Genomic DNA, 18,211 nt, shown 5'->3' with positions numbered 1-18,211 from the left:
ACCCCACATGCAAACCCAACTCGCACCCCAGTACCAGGGCACGCCCGAAGGGCAGGAGGCCGAGGCCATCCTGCGCAAATGCGTGCACTGCGGCTTTTGCACCGCCACCTGCCCCACCTACCAGATCCTGGGCGACGAGCTGGACGGCCCGCGCGGGCGCATCTACCTCATCAAGCAGGTGCTCGAAGGGGCGGAGCCCACGCGCAAGACGCAGGAACACCTCGACCGGTGCCTCACCTGCCGCAACTGCGAGAGCACCTGCCCTAGCGGCGTGCAGTACGGGCATCTGGTGGACATCGGCCGCAAGATTGTCGAGGACAAGGTGCCCCGCCCCGTGGGCGAGAAGGCCGCACGCTGGGCGCTCAAGGAAGGCCTGCCCTCGCCGTTGTTCGGCCCCGCGATGGCCGTGGGCCGGGCCGTGCGCGGCCTGCTGCCCGAACGCCTGCGCGAGAAAGTGCCGCCCCAACAGGACGCGGGCGCCTGGCCCACGCGCACCCATGCGCGCAAGGTGCTGATGCTCGCCGGCTGCGTGCAGCCCGCGATGGCGCCCAACATCAACGCCGCCACGGCGCGCGTACTCGACGCGGCGGGTATCCAGACCGTGGTGGCGGCCAAGGCCGGCTGCTGCGGCGCGGTGAAGTTCCACCTGAACGACCAGGACGGCGGCAAGGCCGAGATGCGCGCCAACATCGATGCGTGGTGGCCCCACGTGGAAAGCGGCGAGGTGGAGGCTATCGTCATGAATGCCTCGGGCTGCGGCGTCACCGTGAAGGAATACGGCCACCTCCTGCGCCACGAGCCGCAGTACGCGGAGAAGGCCGCACGCATCAGCGCCCTCACGCGCGACCTGTCGGAGCTGCTGCCCGACCTCGTGGAGCCGCTGCGCGCGCGCGTGCGGCCCGCCGCCGCACCTTTCGCCTACCACCCGCCCTGCACGCTACAGCACGGCCAGAAGCTGCGCGGCGGCGTGGAGCGGCACATGCAGGCCCTGGGCTTCACGTTGCGCACGGCGCGCACTGAATCGCACCTGTGCTGCGGCTCGGCGGGCACGTACTCGGTGCTCAACCCCGTGTTGTCGCACCAGTTGCGCGACCGCAAGCTGGGCGCTTTGGGCGAGGCGTTCGCCGACGCGCCCCCCGCGGCCATCCTATCGGCCAACATGGGCTGCATCACCCATCTGCAAAGCGGCACGGGCCTGCCCGTGAAGCACTGGGTGGAAGTGCTGGACGAAGCGCTGGCATGATGGCGGGTTTTCGAGACCAGCGCCGCGTGAGCCATGGCGCGCTTTTTCATGACCGACTCCGTGACCGTCCCTCCCGCACCTGAAGCATCTCCCGCCCCCGTGCCGCAGGGCGCGCAGCCCGCTGCCCGTGGCCGCCGCCGCGGCGGCAGGCGCCAAGCCGCCGGCGCCGCCGCCGCGCCAGAGCAGGCCAAGCCCGCGGCGCCGCGGCGCACGCACCCGCTGCTGGAGCAGCTCGCCCAGTGGCATCCGCACCTGTTCGGCGCCACGCTGCTGCCGCTCAAGCGCGGCATCTTCCAGGACCTACTGGCCGCGCACGGCGAGGCCATCGACAAGGATGCGCTCAAGCTGGCGCTGTCCATCCACACGCGCTCGACGCGCTACCTGACGGCCGTGGCGGCCGGGCAGCAGCGCCACGACCTGCAGGGCCAGCCGGTGGAGGCCATGGCGCCCGAGCACGTGCACCACGCGCTGCTCGAAGTCTTCCGCCGCCGCCAGCAGCGCGGCGGGGAGGACCTGACGGCCAAGCTGCGGGGCCGCATCGTGCAGGCCTTCGAAGCCTCGGGCCTCACGCGCGAGGACTATGACGAGCGCGTGCGCGGCCGTGACGAGCAGGCCAACGCCCTGCTCGACGAAGCGCTCCAGGAGGCCGCAGCGCGCGCAGCGAAGGACGAGGCGCTGCTGCGCGCGTTCGAGGCCAGCGGCCAGAGCCCCGAAGCCTTCGCCGACATGTACGGCCTGCCGGCGCGCCAGGCGGGCCAGACGCTGGAGCGCGCGCGCCAGCGCCGCGCGGCGGCGGGTTCCTGATCAGGCGGCCAGCGCCGCCTCGATGTCCTGGGCGAGCGCCTCGGGCTTGTCCTGCGGCGCGTAGCGGCGGATCACCTCGCCGTCGCGTCCGACCAGGAACTTGGTGAAATTCCACTTGATGGCCTTGGTGCCCAGCAGCCCGGGCGCTTCGGCCGTGAGCCAGCGGTACAGCGGCGCGGCATCGGGGCCGTTCACGTCGATCTTGGCCATCATGGGAAAGTCCACGCCGTAGTTGCGCTGGCAGAAGCCCGCGATCTCCGCGTTGCTGCCTGGATCCTGGCGGCCGAACTGGTTGCACGGAAACCCGAGCACTACGAGCCCGCGCGCGGCATAGCGTTCATGCAGCGCCTGCAGGCCGGCGAACTGCGGCGTGAAGCCGCAGGCGCTCGCGGTGTTGACGATGAGCAGCACTTGGCCGGCATAGTCGCGCAGAGGCACCGTGCGACCATCGATGGTCTGGGCTTCGAAATCGTGGGCGGTGGTGGGGATGGAAGTCTCCTGTTAGTGGCGGGCACCATGGTACGCCGCACCGGCCCGCCGCTGGACCGGCTACTTCGAGTCCTTGGACAGGTCGATGTTCGCGGGGGCTCCCTCGCCCTCGCCGGGTGCCGGTGCCGAGGTGGAGGCGGGGGCGGCGGACGGCTGACTGGGCTCGGAGGGATGGCTGTCAGACGTGGGAGCGGACGTGGACGGGCTGGTCATCTCCGGCGCGGGCACGGGCGCCGGGCTGGGCGTGGGGGTGTCCTTGGTACGGTCGCACGCGCTCAGCAAGGCTGCGGCGGTTAAGGCCAGGGTGGCGGGGAGGCAGCGGGAAAAAGACGGCATGGGAAGGCTCCTGCAAGGGGATGCCCCAATTTAGGCGGCCGGGTGCAGCCCGTCCATCCCCGGGCCGGCCATTCGCGGCGTTGGCTTACAGCGCCAGGCTCATCGGCGCAACGCCGCCAGCAGCGCGGCGCCCATCACCAGCACGCCGCCGAGCAGGGTGCGCAGCGTGGGCTGCGCGGCACCCGCCAGCATGGAGGAGCCGCTGGCGAACACCACTTCCGACAGCATGACCACCGCCGTCGTGCCTGCCGCCAGGCGGGCGGCGCCGAACTGCAGCGCCCAGTTGCCCGCCATGAGCAGCAGCGCCAGCAGCGCTGCTACGCCCGCCCAGGTGGCGTCGAACGGCGGAAACCCCGGTACCTGTCCCAGCGCGTGGCCCGCAGCGGCGGCCGCCAGCGCCATCAGCATGCAGCCGCCGAACATGGTGAACATGCGCGCTTGGCCCGGCACCGCGTGCATGCGGCGCAGCAGGACGTTGGTGAGGGCGAACATGAAGCCGCCCAGCAGCGCCAGTGCGTCGGCCAGGTTCAGGGCGGCGGCCAGGCGCTGCGCGCCGCCCTCGGCGGGCCACAGCACCAGCAACACCCCGGCGAAGGCCAGCAGCAGCCGCGCCAGCGCCTGCGGCGTGGGCCGCTCGCCCAGGATGCGCCAGGCCAGCAGTACGGCCCAGGCGGGCATGAGGTAGAACAGCAGGATCACGCGCACCACGTCGCCGATGGTGATGGCCCAGTTGAACGCCACGTTGTTCAGCCCCGAGCTCAGCGCCAGCATCCACAGTGCCGGGTGCGCGCACACCTGCCGCCAGATGCCCGGGCGCAGCGCCAGCAGCAGGGCGAGCACGCCGCAGTACATCACCGCCGTGGCCCACAGCGGGTGCAGCCCTGCGCCGTGCATGACGCGGAAAGGCCACCAGGCCAGCCCCCAGATGAAGGCATTGGACAGCAGGGCGAGGACGGGCAGCGGCGATTGCATGCAAAATATGCCTCCAGCGCTTGCTGGTCAAGCGCTGGCAGCTATCAAAACAGGAGTTTCAGTGGTGGTCGTGGCGGGCGATGGCGATCTGGTGCGCCACCTCCTCGCTGTGGTGGACCAGGTTGTGGGCGTGCCAGCGCTGGATGACCCACATCACGCCGGCCACGACCAGGCCGAACGCGGTGATGGCGCCGAAGGCCGACAGCCCGAACTTGGTGGACAGGCTGTAGAACGCGCCCATGCCCAAAATGGCGGCCTGCTCGTTGAAGTTCTGCACGGCGATGGAGCGGCCCGCGCCCATCAGGTTGTGGCCCCGGTGCTGCAGCAGCGCGTTCATGGGCACCACGAGAAACCCCCCCAGTCCGCCCAGCAGGATCAGGAAGGGGATCGCCAGCCAGATGCTGCCGATGAAGTTCATCAGCATCACCAGCAGCCCCATGGCGATGCCCAGCGGGATGACGCGCGTGGCCACGTCCAGCCGCATGCGCATGGAGGCCAGCACCGCGCCGACCGCCGTGCCGATGGCCACCACGCCCACCAGGGCCGAGGCCTGCGTGGTGCTGTAGCCCAGCGCCGCGGCGCTCCAGGCCAGCACGATGTAGCGCAGGTTGCCCGAGGCGCCCCAGAACAGCGTGGTGGTGGACAGCGAGATCTGCCCCAGCTTGTCGCGCCACAGGCGCCCGTTGCAGGCCCAGAAGTCGGGCAGCAGCAGGGCGGGGTTGCTCGGCATGGGGCGCATTTCCACGCCCGTGAGCGGGATGCGCAGGTTGAACCAGGCGGCCAGCGCGTAGATCGGCACCAGGGCCATGATGGCCGCCTCGGCCGGCAGGTCGATCCCCAGGTCGACGCCCGGCACGTCCAGGCCCAGCAGCACGCTGGAGATGTGCGGCGCCACGAGCTGGCCGCCCAGCAGCACGCCGAGGATGATGGAGGTGATGGTCAGCCCCTCGATCCAGCCGTTGGCCTTGACGAGCTGGGACGCGGGCAGCAGCTCGGTAAGGATGCCGTACTTGGCCGGCGAGTAGGCCGCCGCGCCCAGGCCCACCACCGCGTAGGCCAGCAGAGGGTGTGAGCCGAACAGCATCATCAGGCAGCCCACCACCTTGACGGCATTGCTGATGAACATCACCCGCCCCTTGGGCACGGAGTCGGCGAACGCACCCACCCAGGGGGCCAGCACCACGTAGAACAGGGCGAACATCGGCACCAGGGCGGCGCGCTGCCATTCGGCTGCGCCGCTGGTGCGCAGCAACTCCACCGCGGTCACGAACAAGGCGTTGTCGGCCAGCGAGCTAAAGAACTGCGCCGACATGATGGTGTAGAAACCGCGCTTCATCGGATGGCTGTGGGTCCATCAGTGGGGCTGATGGACTGTGAAAAATCGAAACACTCCGAGGAGCGACGGGCGGTTATATCACGCGCATCCGCAGCGCCGATGCCAGAATGGCCCCCCTCGCCCCCGTAGAAACACCCCTATGCCGCGCCCCATCCACGCCACCATCCACACCGCTGCGCTGCGCCACAACCTGGAGCGTGCGCGCCGCGCCGCGCCCGATGCGCGCGTGTGGGCCGTGGTCAAGGCCAACGCCTACGGCCACGGCATCGAGCGCGCATTCGAGGGCCTGCGCGCGGCCGACGGCTTCGCGCTGCTGGACCTGGCCGAAGCCGAGCGCGTACGGGCCCTGGGCTGGCGCGGTCCCATCCTGCTGCTGGAGGGCGTGTTCGAGCCGCGCGACCTGGAGCTGTGCTCGCGCCTGGGCCTGTGGCATGCGGTGCACTGCGACGCGCAGATCGACTGGCTGGCCGCGCACAAGACGCAGGTGCCGCACCGCGTGTTCCTCAAGATGAACTCCGGCATGAACCGCCTGGGCTTCACGCCCGAGCGCTACCGCGCCGCATGGGCGCGCCTGAACGCGCTGCCGCAGGTGGACGAGATCTCGTTCATGACCCACTTCAGCGACGCCGACGGCCAGCGCGGCATCGCCCACCAGGTGCACGCCTTCCACCGCGCCACGCAGGACCTGCCGGGCGAGCGCAGCATCTCCAACAGTGCCGCCATCCTGCGCCATGGCGGCGAGGCCGACGTGCGCCTGGACTGGGTGCGCGCCGGCATCGTGCTCTACGGCGGCGCGCCCGACCACCCCGAGCGCACCGCCGCCGACTGGGAGCTGCAGCCCACGATGACGCTGGCCTCGCGCCTCATCGGCGTGCAGCAGCTGCAGGCGGGCGACACGGTGGGCTACGGATCGCGCTTCACGGCCGAAGGGCCGCTCACCCTCGGCGTCGTCGCCTGCGGCTACGCCGATGGGTACCCGCGCCATTGCCCCACCGGCACGCCCGTGCTGGTGGAGGGCGTGCGCACGCGCACCGTGGGCCGCGTGAGCATGGACATGCTCGCCGTGGACCTGACGCCCCTGCCCCAGGCCGGCATCGGCGCAGAGGTCACGCTCTGGGGCCGTGCGGGCAGCGGCGCCGTGCTGCCCATCGACGAAGTGGCGCAGGCGGGCGGCACCATCGGCTACGAGCTGATGTGCGCGCTCGCGCCGCGCGTGCCCGTCACTGCCCTGGCCTGACATGGCGCGCCCGCGCGGCCAAGACTCCACCTGGCGCCGCATGCGTGCGCCCCGGCGCGCGCTGCAGGACAGCCTGCAGCAGCGCCACCGCCTGCGCCTGCACGGCTGGTGCATCGGCAGCCTGACGCTGGCCGTGATGTGGGCCGTGTCGCACGCGCAGATGCTCCTGGGCGTGCAGTCCCTGGCGCTGCGCTACCTGGCCACGCTGGGCGTGGGCTACCTCGCCTACCTGCTGGTGCTGCGCCTGTGGGCCGCGTGGCTGCTGCGGCCCGCCCGCAAGGACAGCGGCACGCTCGACGGCGCCGACCTGCTGCCCGACGTGGGCTGGCCCTCGGGCCGCGGCGGCCCGGCCGCGCCCCGCAGCGGCGGGGGCGGCGACTACGCGGGCGGCGGCGCCAGCGGCGATTGGGGCATGGCCGATGGCGGCCTGGGCGATGCCGCCTCGGGCGCGCTGGAGGCCGCGGGCAGCGCCGACGAAGGCGCGGTGGTGGTCGTGCCCGTGGTGGCCATCTTCCTGCTGGGCGCGGCGGTGCTGTTCGGCGCCGGCGCGCTGGCCTGGGCCTATTTCGGCTCCGAGGTGCTGATGGCCGTGGCGGTGGAGCTGGCCTTCTCCGTCGCGGCGGCGCGCGCGGTGATGGGCGCCGAGCGCGCGGGCTGGCTCGCCGCCGCCGTGCGCCTGACCTGGAAGCCCCTGCTGGGTGCGCTGCTCTGTGCCGTGGTTCTGGGCGCGGGGCTGGACCACTTCGTACCCGAGGCCCGCTCCCTGCCGCACGCCGTGCACCTGCTGCGCGACCGCTGAGCGCGCCGGCCGGCTTTTCGCCTGGCGGAATCAATAACCATTTTGCCGAAAATGTCTTTGGGTTGCTCTGCATCAAGAAGCAGGGCGGCGCCTTCCCGAAGAATGGGATCCACAGCGCATAGACACGGTTTGCGACAAAGAAAGAAGTGGAGTCCCCTATGAAACAGAAGTCCCCCTCCCTCCGCCACGCCGCACGGTTCGTGCTGGGCGCGGTGTCCATGGCCGCGCTGCTGGCAGCGGCCCCCGCGCGTGCGCAGGAGCCCGTGCAGCCCATCGCGGTGCCCAAGGTGACCGAGCCCGCCAAGGTCGAGCTGGGCAAGAAGCTGTGGTTCGACCCGCGCCTGTCGCGCTCGGGCTTCATCTCGTGCAACTCCTGCCACAACCTGAGCATGGGCGGCTCCGACAACCTCAAGACCTCCATCGGCGACAAGTGGCAGAAAGGCCCGATCAACTCGCCCACGGTGCTCAACTCCAGCCTGAACGTGGCCCAGTTCTGGGACGGCCGTGCCAAGGACCTGAAGGAGCAGGCCGGCGGTCCCATCGCCAATCCGGGCGAGATGGCTTTCTCGCACGACCTCGCGGTGGACATGCTGCGCTCCATCCCGCAGTACGTGCATGAGTTCAAGAAGGTCTTCGGCCACGACAAGCTCACCATCGACGAGGTGACCTCCGCCATCGCCGCGTTCGAGGAGACGCTGGTCACGCCCAACGCGCGCTTCGACAAGTGGCTCAAGGGCGACAAGAAGGCCATCACGGCGCAGGAACTGCGCGGCTACGAGCTGTTCAAGGGTTCCGGCTGCGTCGCCTGCCACAACGGCCCCAACCTGGGCGGCACCTCGTTCCAGAAGATGGGCCTGGTCGAGGCCTACAAGACCGACAACCCGGCCGAGGGCCGCTCCGCCGTCACCGGCAACGACGCCGAGCGCTTCAACTTCAAGGTGCCGACGCTGCGCAACGTGGAGCTGACCTATCCCTACTTCCACGACGGCGCCGCCGACACCCTGGCCCAGGCCGTGGACACCATGGGCCGCATCCAGCTCGGCAAGAAGTTCACCGACCAGGAGAACGCCGACATCGTCGCGTTCCTGAAGACGCTGACGGGCGACCAGCCCCAGATCGCCATGCCGATCCTGCCGCCCTCCAGCGACAAGACCAAGCGGCCCCAGCCGTTCGACTGACGCCACAACAACGAAAGACGGCCCGTTCGCGGGCCCTTCAGGCCGGAGCTTTTGCGGGGGGGCTCCGGCCTTTTTTCGTCTGGCGTCAGCCGACCACCGTGCCGCTCGCCTCGCCCAGCCCGATGCGCACCGCGCCCGCGCGCTCGCACCAGCCGCGCAGCGTGAGCGTGTCGCCGTCTTCGAGGAAGCTGCGCCGCTCGCCCGTGGGCAGCGGCACGGGCCGCTGGCCGGCCGCGGCCAGTTCCAGCAGCGAGCCGGCTTCCGTCTCGCCGGGCCCGGAGAGCGTGCCCGAGCCGAACAGGTCGCCGCTCTGCAGGTTGCAGCCGTTCACCGTGTGGTGCGCTACGAGCTGCGCGGGCGTCCAATACGCGGCGCGCGTGGTGTCGGTGCGCGACAGGACGACGGGCGCGATGCCTTCGGCGCGCATGCGCGCGGTCTGCAGCAGCACCTCCAGCGTGATCGAGAACGCGCCGTGCGCGCGGTTCTCCGCCGAATCCAAGTAGGGCAGCGGCTGCGGGTCGCCCTCGGGCCGCGCGAATGGCGCGCGGAACGGCGCGAGCGCTTCCATGGTCACCACCCAGGGCGAAAGCGTGCTGGCGAAGTTCTTCGACAGGAACGGGCCCAGCGGCTGGTATTCCCAGCCCTGGATGTCGCGTGCGCTCCAGTCGTTGAACAGCGCCACGCCGAACAGATGCTGCTCGGCCTCGCCCATGGCGATGGGCGCGCCCTGCGCGTTGCCCTGGCCGATGAACCAGCCCAGCTCCAGCTCGTAGTCCAGCCGCTCGCAGGGTGCGAGCACGGGAGCGGCCGCATCGGGCGCCTTGCGCTGGCCCATGGGACGCTTCACCCGGGCGCCGCTCACGCCGATGGACGAGGCGCGGCCGTGGTAGCCGATGGGCACCCACTTGTAGTTGGGCAGCAGCGGGTTGTCCGGGCGGAACTGCCGGCCCACGTTGGTGGCGTGGTGCACGCTGGTGTAGAAGTCGGTGTAGTCGCCGATGCGGCAGGGCAGCAGCATCTCGGCCTGCGCCCGGGCCACCAGCGCCGGGGCCCAGGCGGCCTGCTGCGCGCTGCCGGCGGCCAGGCCCTGCGAGATGCGTTCGCGCAGCGCCCGGCGCTGCGCGGGCGGCATGGCCATGAGCGCGTTCATGTCGTCGCTGCCGGCGAGTCCGGCGGCGCGCAGGTCGAGGATCTGGTCGCCGATCGCCACGCCGATCCGCGCGCCGCCGTCCGCGGCGCGAAAGCGCCCGAACGGCAGGTTCTGGATCGGGAAGTCGCAGCCAGCCACGTTGGCGGAATCGACCCAGCTGCGCAGGGCGGGATCGTGGGTGGCGTCGGTATGCAAGGTCATGGCTGCGGCGTCAGTCGGCGGTCATGCGGGCGCCCTGGGCCACCTGGCCCAGGCGCTGGTACTCGCGTTGGGTCAGCGCCTCGAACTCGGCCGCCGTGGAGCTGCGCGGCGTGAAGCCCGCGGCCAGCAGCTTGTCTTTCACGGCCGGCTCGGCCAGCGCCTCCTGCAGCGCCTTCTCCAGCCGCTGCGCCACGGCCGGCGGCATGCCGGCGGGGCCGTACACGCCGAACCACGGCTCCACCGCATAGCCGGCCAGGCCGGCCTCGGCCAGCGTGGGCACGTCCGGCAGCGCGGGCGAGCGCTGCGAGCCCGCCACAGCCAGCGCCTTGAGCTTGCCCGCCTGGATGTGCGGCAGCGACGCGGGCAGGTTGTCGAACGCCACGGGCACCTGGCCTGCGATCAGGTCGGTGATCAGCGGCGCGCTGCCCTTGTAGGGCACGTGCGTCAGCTCGGTGCCGCTCATCTGCCCGAACAGCACGCCTGCCAGGTGCATGGACGTGCCCGCGCCCGCCGTGGAATAGGGCAGGCCGGGGTGCTTGCGCGCATGGGCGATCAGCTCGGCCACATTCTTCACGGGCAGGGCGGGGCCCACTTCCAGCACGATGGTGGACATGCCCAGCATGCCGATGGCCGTGAAGTCCTTGCGCGGGTCGAACGGCACCTTCTTGTAGATGTGCGGGTTCAGCGCGTTGGTGGAGATGGCGCCCATGCCCACGGTGTAGCCGTCGGGCGCGGCCTTGGCCACCACGTCCATGCCGATGTTGCCGCCCGCGCCGCCGCGGTTGTCGATCACCACGGGCTGGCCCAGCGTCTGCGCCATGCGCGCGCCTACGGTGCGCGCCACCAGGTCGGTGGTGCCGCCGGCCGCGTAGGGCACGATGAAGCGGATCGGCTTGGAGGGAAAGGCGTCCTGCGCGGCCAGCGGGCCGGCGGCGCCCAGCAGCGCGGCGGTGGCGGCGCACAGCAGGGCGCGGCGGGGCAGGGCGGGGATGAGGGGGCGGTGCATGGAGTCTCCTGTTCGGTGGGAAAGCCGCGTGCGAAACGGGCGGCAGCCGGGGCGATTGTTGCGATCCGCGCGCTTCCTACAATCGCTTTTTCCACTGGATGGACAACGGCAACGCATGACGACCCTGGTGCTCGACCGCGCCCTGCGCATCCTCGACCAGCTCTCGCGCTACGACGCGCGGGGCCTGGCGCTGTCGGACATCGCGCGGCAGTCCGGCATTCCGCACCCCACGGTGCACCGCCTGCTGCGCGACATGGTGGCAGCGCGCATGGTCACGCAGTTGCCCGATGGCAAGGGCTACGTGCTGGGCCGCCTCACCTTCGAGCACGGCCTGGCCGCACGCGCGCGGCACGACGTGGCGCCGCTCTTCGCCGCCCACCTGCGCCGCCTGGCCGACGCCACGGGCTACGCGGCCTACCTGTTCGTGCTGAGCGGCCACGAGGCCGTGTGCTACGACCACACCAACATGCAGCGGCTGGACCCGCCGCTCACCGTCACCGTGGGCGGGCGCCGCCCGCTGGGCGTGGGCGCGGCGGGCCTGGCGCTGATGGCGGCGCAGGACGACGCGCTGGTCGAGGCCGCGCTGCAGGCCCACGCCGAGGTGCTGGGCCGCTACGGCGGCCTGGACGTGCCCGCGCTGCGCACGCTGGTCGCGCAGACGCGCGCGCTGGGCTATGCGCGCAGCGGGGGCTGCCTGAACACCAACACCGCCGCCGTGGGCCATGCGGTGCGCGACGCGGGCGGGCGCGCGTTCGCGGCGGTGAGCGTGTCCACCACGCAGGCGCGGCTCACGCAGCGCGAGGCCGCACGGCTGGCGGCGCTGCTGCGTGCCGAGATCTTGGAGATCGAGCCGCGCGTGCGCTTCCGCTGGAGCGACGGCGAGGCGCTGCGCTGAACCGCGCGCTCAGCGGGCGCCGCCTTGCGCGAGCAGGCTGACCAGCTCGGGCACCAGAGCCTGCGCGCCCCCTTGCTGCACGGCCCGCTCGTACGTCGCCAGCACCCCATCGGCGATCGCATGCGCGGCGCCCCCGTCCTCGGCCATGGTGGCGTAGTAGCCCAGGTCCTTCTGCGCGTTGGACATGAAGAAGCGCAGGCCCGAGGGGTCGCGCGCCAGCAGGTAGGGCTTGAGCCGCTCCAGCGCCGCGCCGCCGCCGCCGCCCTGGGCCAGCACCTGCACCAGGACCTGCGGGTCGATGCCGGCGCGCTCGGAGCACGCGGCGGCCTCGGCCAGCAGGGCCACGAAGCCCAGCGACACGTAGTTGTGCAGCAGCTTCATGCGGTGGCCCGCGCCCACGGGGCCGGCGTGGGTGATGTTCTCGGCGAAGCTGGCCAGGATGGGGCGGCATTCGGCGAACAGTGCGGCGTCGCCGCCCACGAGCAGGTTCAGGCGGCCCTCGGCCGCCTCCTTGGGCGTGCGCGTCATGGGCGCGTCCAGGAAGCGCCCGCCCGCGGCGGCCACGGCCTGGGCCACGCGCTCGGTGGAGGTGGGGATGGCCGTGGAGCAGTCGATCACCACGGCGCCGGGGCGCAGGCCCTGGAGCACGCCGCCGTCGCCCAGCAGCACGGCCTCGACCTGGGGCGAGCCCGTCACGCACAGGATGACCACGTCGGCCCCGGCGGCGAGCTGCGCGCCGCTGGCGCGCGTGGTGGCGCCCGCGGCCAGCAGTTCATCGAGCGGCTGGTTGCCCGCATGCTCCAGCACCGCCAGGGGGTAGCCGTGGCGCAGCAGGTTGCGCGCGATGCCGTGGCCCATGAGGCCGATGCCGGCCATGCCGATGGAGGGTTTTGCCGTCATGCCAGGGCCTCCTGTGTGGCGGGCCGTGCGGCCACGCGCTGGAAGTGGGCATGCACCTGGGGGAAGCGGGCAATGTCCACGCCGTCGCTCTTGAGCCAGCCCGCCACGGTGAACAGGTAGCCGTCGGCCACGGTGTACTGGCCGCCCATCACCCAGGGGCCGTCGCCGAGGTAGTGCCGCTCGATCACCTCGAAGCACTCGGCCATGTTGGCCGGCACCTTGCGCTGCATGGCGGCCTGGGCCTCGGGCTCGTCGGCCCAGCGGGCCGCGCGCGGGCGGTGGGCATGGGCCACGTGCACGGTGGAGGCCAGGTAGCTGTGGAACTCCTGCATGCGCGCGAAGCCGAAGGCATCCGCGGGCGCCAGCCGCGCCTCGGGGAAGTGCTGCGCCACGTAGGCCAGCAGGGCCGGCGTTTCGGTGAGCACGCCATGTTCAGTGAGCAGCGCGGGCACGCGGCCCTTGGGGTTGACGGCCAGGTAGGCGGGGCTGCGCTGCTCGGCCGCGGCGAAGTCGATGCGCACGGCCTCGTGGGGGGCGCCGGCTTCGTGCAGGGCGATGCGCACGGCCTGGGCGCAGGTGCCGGGGGCGTAGTAGAGCGTGAGGGTAGTCATAGGATGGATGCTATCAAAAAAGAAGCTGTTTGCGCTTGATGGATAAGCGCTGGAGGCCGATTTCAATACAAACCGCGTGTGCGCGCCATGAGCCGCGTGAGGCCCAGCAGCGCGTCGGTGTGCGGCGTGGGCACGCCGGTGCGCTGGCCCAGCTCGCACACCGCGCCCACCAGGGCGTCGACCTCCAGGGGCTTGTGGGCCTCCACGTCCTGCAGCATCGAGGTCTTGAACGCGCCGATCTGGCGCGTGACCGCGAACCGGTCCTCCGGCTGCTGGTCGATGGGCAGGCCCAGGCGCTCGCCGATGGCCTTGGCCTCCAGCATCACGGCGCAGGCGAAGCCGCGCACCAGGTCGTCGTCCAGCATGCGGTCGGTGGTGGCACCGGTGAGCGCGCTGATGGGGTTCATGGTCAGGTTGCCCCAGAGCTTGAACCAGATGTCGCGCTGGATCCGGGTGGAGCGCTCGGCCTCGATGCCGCCGCGCGCGAGCAGCGCGGCCAGCCGCTCCAGGCGTTCGCTGCCTTGCCCGCCGGGCTCGCCCACGATGAGCCGGTTGCCCTGGTGCTGGCGCACGTGGCCCGGCGCGATGAGCGAGCAGCTCGCGTGCACCACGCCGCCGATCACCTGGCCCGCGGGAATGGCGCGCGCGATGGCGCCGTCCGCATCCACGCTGGCCAGCGCCTGCCCGCGCGCGGGGCCTTCGCAGCCGTCGGTGAACCACCAGGGCACGCCGTTCATGGCGGTGAGCACCACCGTGTGCGGGCCGATCAGCGGCGCGATGCGCCGGGCCACGTCGGGCAGGGCGGGGGCCTTCACGGCGATGACCACGAGGTCCTGCGCACCCAGCGCGGCGGGGGCGTCGCTGGCGCGCACGGGCACCTGGGCCGTGGTGCCGTCGGGGCGGGTGAGGCGCAGGCCCTCGGCCTGCAGCGCGGCCAGGGTGGCGCCGCGCGCGACCACGTTCAATTCGCAACCCGCCTGGGCAAGGGCCGCGCCGAGCCAGCCGCCGATGGCGCCGGCGCCGTAGATGCATGCTTTCATGGGGGCATTGTGCCCCGCTATAGTCGTCGCCCCATGGCCAAGGACAAAACCCTCTACACCTGCAGCGAATGCGGCGGCACCAGCCCGCGCTGGCTCGGCAAGTGCCCGTCGTGCGGTGCGTGGAACACCCTGGTCGAGACCGTGGCCGAGAGCGCCGGCAAGAACCGCCTGAGCGCCCCGAAGCCCGCGGGCCTGGCGCAGGCCCAGGCGGTGATGCCCCTGGCCGCCATTGAGGCCACCGAGGTGGCGCGCACCGCCAGCGGCATCGAGGAGCTGGACCGCGTGCTGGGTGGCGGCGTGGTCGAGGGCGGCGTGGTGCTCATCGGCGGAGACCCGGGCATCGGCAAGTCCACGCTGCTGCTGCAGGCCATGGACGCGCTGCACCGCGTGGGCCTGCCCACGCTCTACGTGACGGGCGAGGAAAGCGGCGCGCAGGTGGCGCTGCGCTCGCGCCGCCTGGGGCTGGAGGGCAGCCAGGTCAACGTGCTGGCCGAGATCCAGCTCGAAAAAATCCTCGCCACCGTCGAGGCCACGCAGCCCGCCGTCTGCGTGATCGACTCCATCCAGACCATCTATTCCGACCAGCTCACCAGCGCGCCCGGCTCCGTGGCCCAGGTGCGCGAGTGCGCGGCCCACCTCACGCGCATGGCCAAGGCCACGGGCATCGCCGTCATCCTCGTGGGCCACGTGACCAAGGAAGGCGCGCTGGCCGGCCCGCGCGTGCTGGAGCACATGGTCGATACGGTGCTCTATTTCGAGGGCGACACGCACAGCCAGTTCCGCCTGGTGCGCGCCATCAAGAACCGCTTCGGCGCCGTGAACGAGATCGGCGTGTTCGCCATGACCGAGCGCGGCCTGCGCGGCGTGTCCAACCCCAGCGCCATTTTCTTAAGCCAGCACAGCGAGCCCGTGCCCGGCAGCTGCGTGCTGGTCACGCTGGAGGGCACGCGGCCCATGCTGGTGGAGATCCAGGCGCTGGTCGACGGCGGCGGCCCCAGCCCGCGGCGCCTGTCGGTGGGCCTGGAGCGGGACCGCCTGGCCATGCTGCTCGCGGTGCTGCACCGCCACGCAGGCGTGGCCTGCGCGGACCAGGACGTGTTCGTCAACGCCGTGGGCGGCGTGCGCATCAGCGAGCCCGCCGCCGACCTGGCGGTGATGCTCGCCATCACCAGCAGCCTGCGCGGCAAGGCGCTGCCCAAGGGCTTCATCGCGTTCGGCGAGGTGGGCCTGGCCGGCGAGGTGCGCCCCGCGCCGCGCGGGCAGGAGCGGCTCAGGGAGGCCGCGAAGCTGGGCTTCACCGTCGCGGTGGTGCCCAAGGCGAATGCGCCCAAGAAGCCCATCGAGGGCCTGGAGATCCACGCCGTGGAGCGCGTGGAGGAAGCGATGGACGTGGTGCGCGGGCTGGCCTGACGCACTGCATCTGATACGCCCGAATCGCCCGCATCTGCTGCTGGCGGACGGGCGGGGCGCACGCGATAGTCGGGGCAAAAGCAAGGCCCCACCATGTCCCATCCAGAGCGCGCAGCCAGGCCGCGCAAAGTCATTCCCATCGCGCCCGCGCCCGAGACGGTTTCGCTCTACGAGGCGCGGCGCAAGATCCACCCCCGCTCCATCCGCGGCGTTTTCGCGCGCTGGCGCTGGCTCATGGTGTGGGCCACTCAGATCCTGTTCTACGGCCTGCCCTGGCTCGAATGGGGCCAGCGCCAGATGGTGCTGTTCGATCTGGGCGCGCGGCGCTTCTACCTGTTCGGGCTGGTGCTCTACCCGCAGGATTTCATCTACCTCACCGGCCTGCTCGTCCTCTCGGCGCTGTCGCTGTTCCTGTTCACCGCCGTGGCCGGGCGGCTGTGGTGCGGCTTCGCCTGCCCGCAGACGGTCTACACCGAGATCTTCCTGTGGATCGAGCACCGCATCGAAGGCGACCGCAGCGCGCGCCTGCGCCTGGATGCGAGCGGCTGGACAGGGGAGAAACTCTGGAAGAAGACGGCCAAGCAGGGCGCGTGGATTGCCGTGTCGCTGTGGACGGGCTTTACCTTCGTGGGCTACTTCGTGCCCATCCGCGCGCTGGGCGGCGAGCTGCTCGCGCTGCAGGGTTCCTGGCAGATCTTCTGGGTGCTGTTCTACGGTCTGGCGACCTACGGCAATGCCGGTTTCCTGCGCGAGCAGGTGTGCCGCTACATGTGCCCCTATGCGCGCTTTCAGAGCGCGATGTTCGACAAGGACACGCTCATCGTCACCTACGACGCGCAGCGCGGTGAGCCGCGCGGTGCGCGCGGCAAGAACGCGGCAGAGCAGGGGCTGGGCGACTGCATCGACTGCACGCTGTGCGTGCAGGTCTGCCCGGCGGGCATCGACATCCGCGACGGCCTGCAGTACGAGTGCATCGGCTGCGGCCTGTGCATCGACGCATGCAACAGCGTGATGGACAAGGTGGGCCTGCCGCGCGGCCTGATCCGCCTGGCGACGACCCACGGCCTGCAGGGCCGCTGGAGTCCCGCGCGCATGCTGCGCCGCGTGCTGCGCCCGCGCGTGCTGGGTTATGGTGCGGTGCTGCTGGGCCTGAGCGCCGCCATGGTCGCCAGCCTGTCGCTGCGCACGCCGCTCAAGGTGGACGTGGTGCGCGACCGCGCGGCGCTCTCGCGCATCGTGGCCGGCGGCCAGCTGGAGAACATCTACCGCCTGCAGATCATGAACGCCACCGAGGCGGCGCAGACCTACCGCATCGGCGCCCAGGGGCTGGAGGGGATCGCGGTGGCGTCGGACTCCGACGTCGAGGTGGGCCCGGCCGCATCGCGCTGGGTGGCCGTGCGCCTGCGCATTCCTTATGGATCGGCAGGGGCGGGATCGCACCCCGTGCGGTTCGAGGTGGAGTCGCTCGGCGCGGCGCGCGCGCGGGTGGTCGAAAAATCTGTCTTTCTGGTGCCGCGATGACGACATGGCTGGATGAGGAACTGGGCGAGGTGGCCGATGCGCTGGACAGCGGGCCGCCCGCATTCGACCTGCTGGGCCGGCTGGCCGCCGAAGGGCTCACGCGCGTGGGCGTGCCCGCGGCGCTGGGCGGCGACGGCGGCGCGCCCTCCGACGTGGCCGCCGCCGTCGCGGCGGTGGCGCGGCATTCCGTGGCGGCGGCCTTCGTGCTCTGGAGCCAGCGCAGCTACGCCGAGCTCGTCGTGCAGAGCGACAACCCGGCGCTGCGCGCGCGGGAGCTGCCTGCGCTGCTGGAGGGCCGCTGGGCCGGCGGCGTGGGCCTGTCGAACGCGATGAAGTTCCTCGGCGGCATCGAGCCGCTGGAGCTGGCGGCGCGGCCCGATGGGGACCGCTGGCGCGTGGACGGCGTGCTGCCCTGGGTGACCAACCTGCGCGGGCAGGGCTTCAGCGTGGCCGCCGCCGTGCAGCCCGTGCCGGGCGGGCCGCTGCCGGTGGTTGCGCTGCGCTTGGACCAGCCCGGCGTGCGGCGCAGCCCCGACCTACCCCTGATCGGGCTGCGCGGCTGCGACGTGGCCGCTGTGCGGCTGCAGGGCGTGCTGGTCGGCCCGGAAGACCGGCTGCATGCCGACCTGAATGCCTGGCTGCCGCAGGTGCGGCCGCTGTTCCTGGGCGCGCAGTGCGGCATGTCGATCGGCCTGGCGCGCGCCAGCCTGTTCGCCGCGCAAAAGCGCGTAGGCCGCCGCGAGGCGCTGCGCATGCGCCTGGCCGAGGCGGGCATGGGCCTGGAGGTGGACGTGGCAGAACTGCTGCAGGGCCTGGACGACGGGCGCTTCGGCGCCGACCCGGCCGCGCTGTTCCGCCTGCGGCTGGCGCTGGCCCTGCACGTGCAGGAAGCGCTGGCGCTGGAGCTGCAGGCCTGGGGCGGCCAGGCCTATCTGGAGGGACAGGCGCCAGGGTTCGCGCGGCGCTGGCGCGAGGCGGCCTTCATCCCCATCATCACGCCGAGCGTGGCGCAGCTGGAGATGCAGCTATTGAAAAAATAGCTGCTTGCGCTTGTTGTTTGCCGCTTTCAATATGAAATGGCAT

Annotated in this window: 18 protein-coding genes; 9 read left to right on the top strand and 9 right to left on the bottom strand. The window is 71.7% G+C overall.

Annotated elements, in window-relative coordinates; all coding sequences use genetic code 11:
* Positions 1-7 precede the first annotated feature (7 nt).
* Positions 8-1,243 (top strand): glycolate oxidase subunit GlcF, encoded by a 1,236-nt coding sequence (gene glcF / locus AVS7_RS01280; RefSeq protein ID WP_020226696.1) that lies wholly within the window; start codon positions 8-10, stop codon positions 1,241-1,243.
* Positions 1,244-1,291: 48 nt separating this feature from the next.
* Positions 1,292-2,047 (top strand): ProQ/FINO family protein, encoded by a 756-nt coding sequence (locus tag AVS7_RS01275; RefSeq protein WP_082176311.1) that lies wholly within the window; start codon positions 1,292-1,294, stop codon positions 2,045-2,047.
* Here the strand turns inward: AVS7_RS01275 and AVS7_RS01270 are convergent, their stop codons facing one another.
* The 4 genes from AVS7_RS01270 to lplT form a co-directional block, all read right to left on the bottom strand.
* Positions 2,048-2,536 carry a glutathione peroxidase gene (locus AVS7_RS01270; RefSeq protein ID WP_034689671.1) on the bottom strand — a complete coding sequence of 163 codons (489 nt, stop codon included), beginning with the start codon at positions 2,534-2,536 and terminating at the stop codon, positions 2,048-2,050.
* Between the two features lie 60 nt (positions 2,537-2,596).
* Positions 2,597-2,872, bottom strand: coding sequence for a hypothetical protein (locus AVS7_RS24225; RefSeq protein ID WP_020226693.1), 276 nt, complete (start codon positions 2,870-2,872; stop codon positions 2,597-2,599).
* A 99-nt stretch (positions 2,873-2,971) separates the two neighbouring features.
* Positions 2,972-3,844 carry a DMT family transporter gene (locus AVS7_RS01260; protein WP_020226692.1) on the bottom strand — a complete coding sequence of 291 codons (873 nt, stop codon included), beginning with the start codon at positions 3,842-3,844 and terminating at the stop codon, positions 2,972-2,974.
* Between the two features lie 58 nt (positions 3,845-3,902).
* On the bottom strand, positions 3,903-5,180 hold the full coding sequence (gene lplT / locus AVS7_RS01255; RefSeq protein WP_020226691.1) for a lysophospholipid transporter LplT: 1,278 nt from the start codon (positions 5,178-5,180) through the stop codon (positions 3,903-3,905).
* Positions 5,181-5,319: 139 nt separating this feature from the next.
* Between lplT and alr the strand changes: the two genes are divergently transcribed.
* The 3 genes from alr (at position 5,320) to AVS7_RS01240 (ending at position 8,394) form a co-directional block, all read left to right on the top strand.
* On the top strand, positions 5,320-6,417 hold the full coding sequence (alr, locus tag AVS7_RS01250; RefSeq protein ID WP_020226690.1) for an alanine racemase: 1,098 nt from the start codon (positions 5,320-5,322) through the stop codon (positions 6,415-6,417).
* A gap of 1 nt (position 6,418) precedes the next feature.
* Positions 6,419-7,216 carry a hypothetical protein gene (locus AVS7_RS01245; protein ID WP_020226689.1) on the top strand — a complete coding sequence of 266 codons (798 nt, stop codon included), beginning with the start codon at positions 6,419-6,421 and terminating at the stop codon, positions 7,214-7,216.
* A gap of 158 nt (positions 7,217-7,374) precedes the next feature.
* Positions 7,375-8,394 carry a cytochrome-c peroxidase gene (locus tag AVS7_RS01240; RefSeq protein WP_020226688.1) on the top strand — a complete coding sequence of 340 codons (1,020 nt, stop codon included), beginning with the start codon at positions 7,375-7,377 and terminating at the stop codon, positions 8,392-8,394.
* A gap of 85 nt (positions 8,395-8,479) precedes the next feature.
* Here AVS7_RS01240 and fahA read toward each other — a convergent pair whose 3' ends face one another.
* Both fahA and AVS7_RS01230 read right to left on the bottom strand, forming a co-directional pair.
* Positions 8,480-9,745 carry a fumarylacetoacetase gene (gene fahA / locus AVS7_RS01235; RefSeq protein ID WP_020226687.1) on the bottom strand — a complete coding sequence of 422 codons (1,266 nt, stop codon included), beginning with the start codon at positions 9,743-9,745 and terminating at the stop codon, positions 8,480-8,482.
* A gap of 10 nt (positions 9,746-9,755) precedes the next feature.
* On the bottom strand, positions 9,756-10,751 hold the full coding sequence (locus AVS7_RS01230) for a tripartite tricarboxylate transporter substrate binding protein (protein ID WP_020226686.1): 996 nt from the start codon (positions 10,749-10,751) through the stop codon (positions 9,756-9,758).
* Positions 10,752-10,866: 115 nt separating this feature from the next.
* Between AVS7_RS01230 and AVS7_RS01225 the strand changes: the two genes are divergently transcribed.
* The gene (locus AVS7_RS01225) at positions 10,867-11,646 is read left to right on the top strand and encodes an IclR family transcriptional regulator (protein WP_020226685.1); all 780 of its coding nucleotides are present in this window, start codon (positions 10,867-10,869) and stop codon (positions 11,644-11,646) included.
* 9 nt (positions 11,647-11,655) lie between these two features.
* Here AVS7_RS01225 and AVS7_RS01220 read toward each other — a convergent pair whose 3' ends face one another.
* From AVS7_RS01220 to AVS7_RS01210, 3 genes are all read right to left on the bottom strand, one after another.
* Positions 11,656-12,546 (bottom strand): NAD(P)-dependent oxidoreductase, encoded by an 891-nt coding sequence (locus AVS7_RS01220; protein WP_020226684.1) that lies wholly within the window; start codon positions 12,544-12,546, stop codon positions 11,656-11,658.
* Positions 12,543-13,157 carry a glutathione S-transferase family protein gene (locus tag AVS7_RS01215; RefSeq protein WP_020226683.1) on the bottom strand — a complete coding sequence of 205 codons (615 nt, stop codon included), beginning with the start codon at positions 13,155-13,157 and terminating at the stop codon, positions 12,543-12,545. Before AVS7_RS01215 ends, AVS7_RS01220 begins: the two co-directional genes overlap by 4 nt.
* Positions 13,158-13,219: 62 nt before the next feature.
* Complete coding sequence (locus AVS7_RS01210; protein ID WP_020226682.1) at positions 13,220-14,197, bottom strand: 2-dehydropantoate 2-reductase; 978 nt, start codon at positions 14,195-14,197, stop codon at positions 13,220-13,222.
* Between the two features lie 33 nt (positions 14,198-14,230).
* Here AVS7_RS01210 and radA point away from each other — a divergent pair, with 33 nt between their 5' ends.
* From radA to AVS7_RS01195, 3 genes are all read left to right on the top strand, one after another.
* Complete coding sequence (radA, locus tag AVS7_RS01205) at positions 14,231-15,607, top strand: DNA repair protein RadA (protein ID WP_020226681.1); 1,377 nt, start codon at positions 14,231-14,233, stop codon at positions 15,605-15,607.
* A 93-nt stretch (positions 15,608-15,700) separates the two neighbouring features.
* On the top strand, positions 15,701-17,128 hold the full coding sequence (gene ccoG, locus AVS7_RS01200; protein WP_020226680.1) for a cytochrome c oxidase accessory protein CcoG: 1,428 nt from the start codon (positions 15,701-15,703) through the stop codon (positions 17,126-17,128).
* Positions 17,125-18,168, top strand: coding sequence for an acyl-CoA dehydrogenase family protein (locus tag AVS7_RS01195; protein ID WP_020226679.1), 1,044 nt, complete (start codon positions 17,125-17,127; stop codon positions 18,166-18,168). Before ccoG ends, AVS7_RS01195 begins: the two co-directional genes overlap by 4 nt.
* The last annotated feature ends 43 nt before the right edge of the window (positions 18,169-18,211 follow it).

Source organism: Acidovorax sp. MR-S7 (assembly GCF_000400995.2).
In the GTDB taxonomy this organism is placed as follows: domain Bacteria; phylum Pseudomonadota; class Gammaproteobacteria; order Burkholderiales; family Burkholderiaceae_C; genus MR-S7.
Note: the sequence above shows the minus strand (reverse complement) of the source record. Positions and strands in the feature narration are given on the sequence as shown.

What these genes read in the sequence shown, in the direction of transcription:
- AVS7_RS01245 (WP_020226689.1), top strand. Translation starts at nt 6,419, where the DNA reads ATGGCGCGCCCGCGCGGCCAAGACTCCACCTGGCGCCGCATGCGTGCG.
- AVS7_RS01210 (WP_020226682.1), bottom strand. Translation starts at nt 14,197, where the DNA reads ATGAAAGCATGCATCTACGGCGCCGGCGCCATCGGCGGCTGGCTCGGC.
- AVS7_RS01215 (WP_020226683.1), bottom strand. Translation starts at nt 13,157, where the DNA reads ATGACTACCCTCACGCTCTACTACGCCCCCGGCACCTGCGCCCAGGCC.
- radA (WP_020226681.1), top strand. Translation starts at nt 14,231, where the DNA reads ATGGCCAAGGACAAAACCCTCTACACCTGCAGCGAATGCGGCGGCACC.
- AVS7_RS01230 (WP_020226686.1), bottom strand. Translation starts at nt 10,751, where the DNA reads ATGCACCGCCCCCTCATCCCCGCCCTGCCCCGCCGCGCCCTGCTGTGC.
- AVS7_RS01225 (WP_020226685.1), top strand. Translation starts at nt 10,867, where the DNA reads ATGACGACCCTGGTGCTCGACCGCGCCCTGCGCATCCTCGACCAGCTC.
- AVS7_RS01240 (WP_020226688.1), top strand. Translation starts at nt 7,375, where the DNA reads ATGAAACAGAAGTCCCCCTCCCTCCGCCACGCCGCACGGTTCGTGCTG.
- AVS7_RS01275 (WP_082176311.1), top strand. Translation starts at nt 1,292, where the DNA reads ATGACCGACTCCGTGACCGTCCCTCCCGCACCTGAAGCATCTCCCGCC.
- glcF (WP_020226696.1), top strand. Translation starts at nt 8, where the DNA reads ATGCAAACCCAACTCGCACCCCAGTACCAGGGCACGCCCGAAGGGCAG.
- AVS7_RS01195 (WP_020226679.1), top strand. Translation starts at nt 17,125, where the DNA reads ATGACGACATGGCTGGATGAGGAACTGGGCGAGGTGGCCGATGCGCTG.
- alr (WP_020226690.1), top strand. Translation starts at nt 5,320, where the DNA reads ATGCCGCGCCCCATCCACGCCACCATCCACACCGCTGCGCTGCGCCAC.
- AVS7_RS24225 (WP_020226693.1), bottom strand. Translation starts at nt 2,872, where the DNA reads ATGCCGTCTTTTTCCCGCTGCCTCCCCGCCACCCTGGCCTTAACCGCC.
- lplT (WP_020226691.1), bottom strand. Translation starts at nt 5,180, where the DNA reads ATGAAGCGCGGTTTCTACACCATCATGTCGGCGCAGTTCTTTAGCTCG.
- AVS7_RS01260 (WP_020226692.1), bottom strand. Translation starts at nt 3,844, where the DNA reads ATGCAATCGCCGCTGCCCGTCCTCGCCCTGCTGTCCAATGCCTTCATC.
- fahA (WP_020226687.1), bottom strand. Translation starts at nt 9,745, where the DNA reads ATGACCTTGCATACCGACGCCACCCACGATCCCGCCCTGCGCAGCTGG.
- ccoG (WP_020226680.1), top strand. Translation starts at nt 15,701, where the DNA reads ATGTCCCATCCAGAGCGCGCAGCCAGGCCGCGCAAAGTCATTCCCATC.
- AVS7_RS01220 (WP_020226684.1), bottom strand. Translation starts at nt 12,546, where the DNA reads ATGACGGCAAAACCCTCCATCGGCATGGCCGGCATCGGCCTCATGGGC.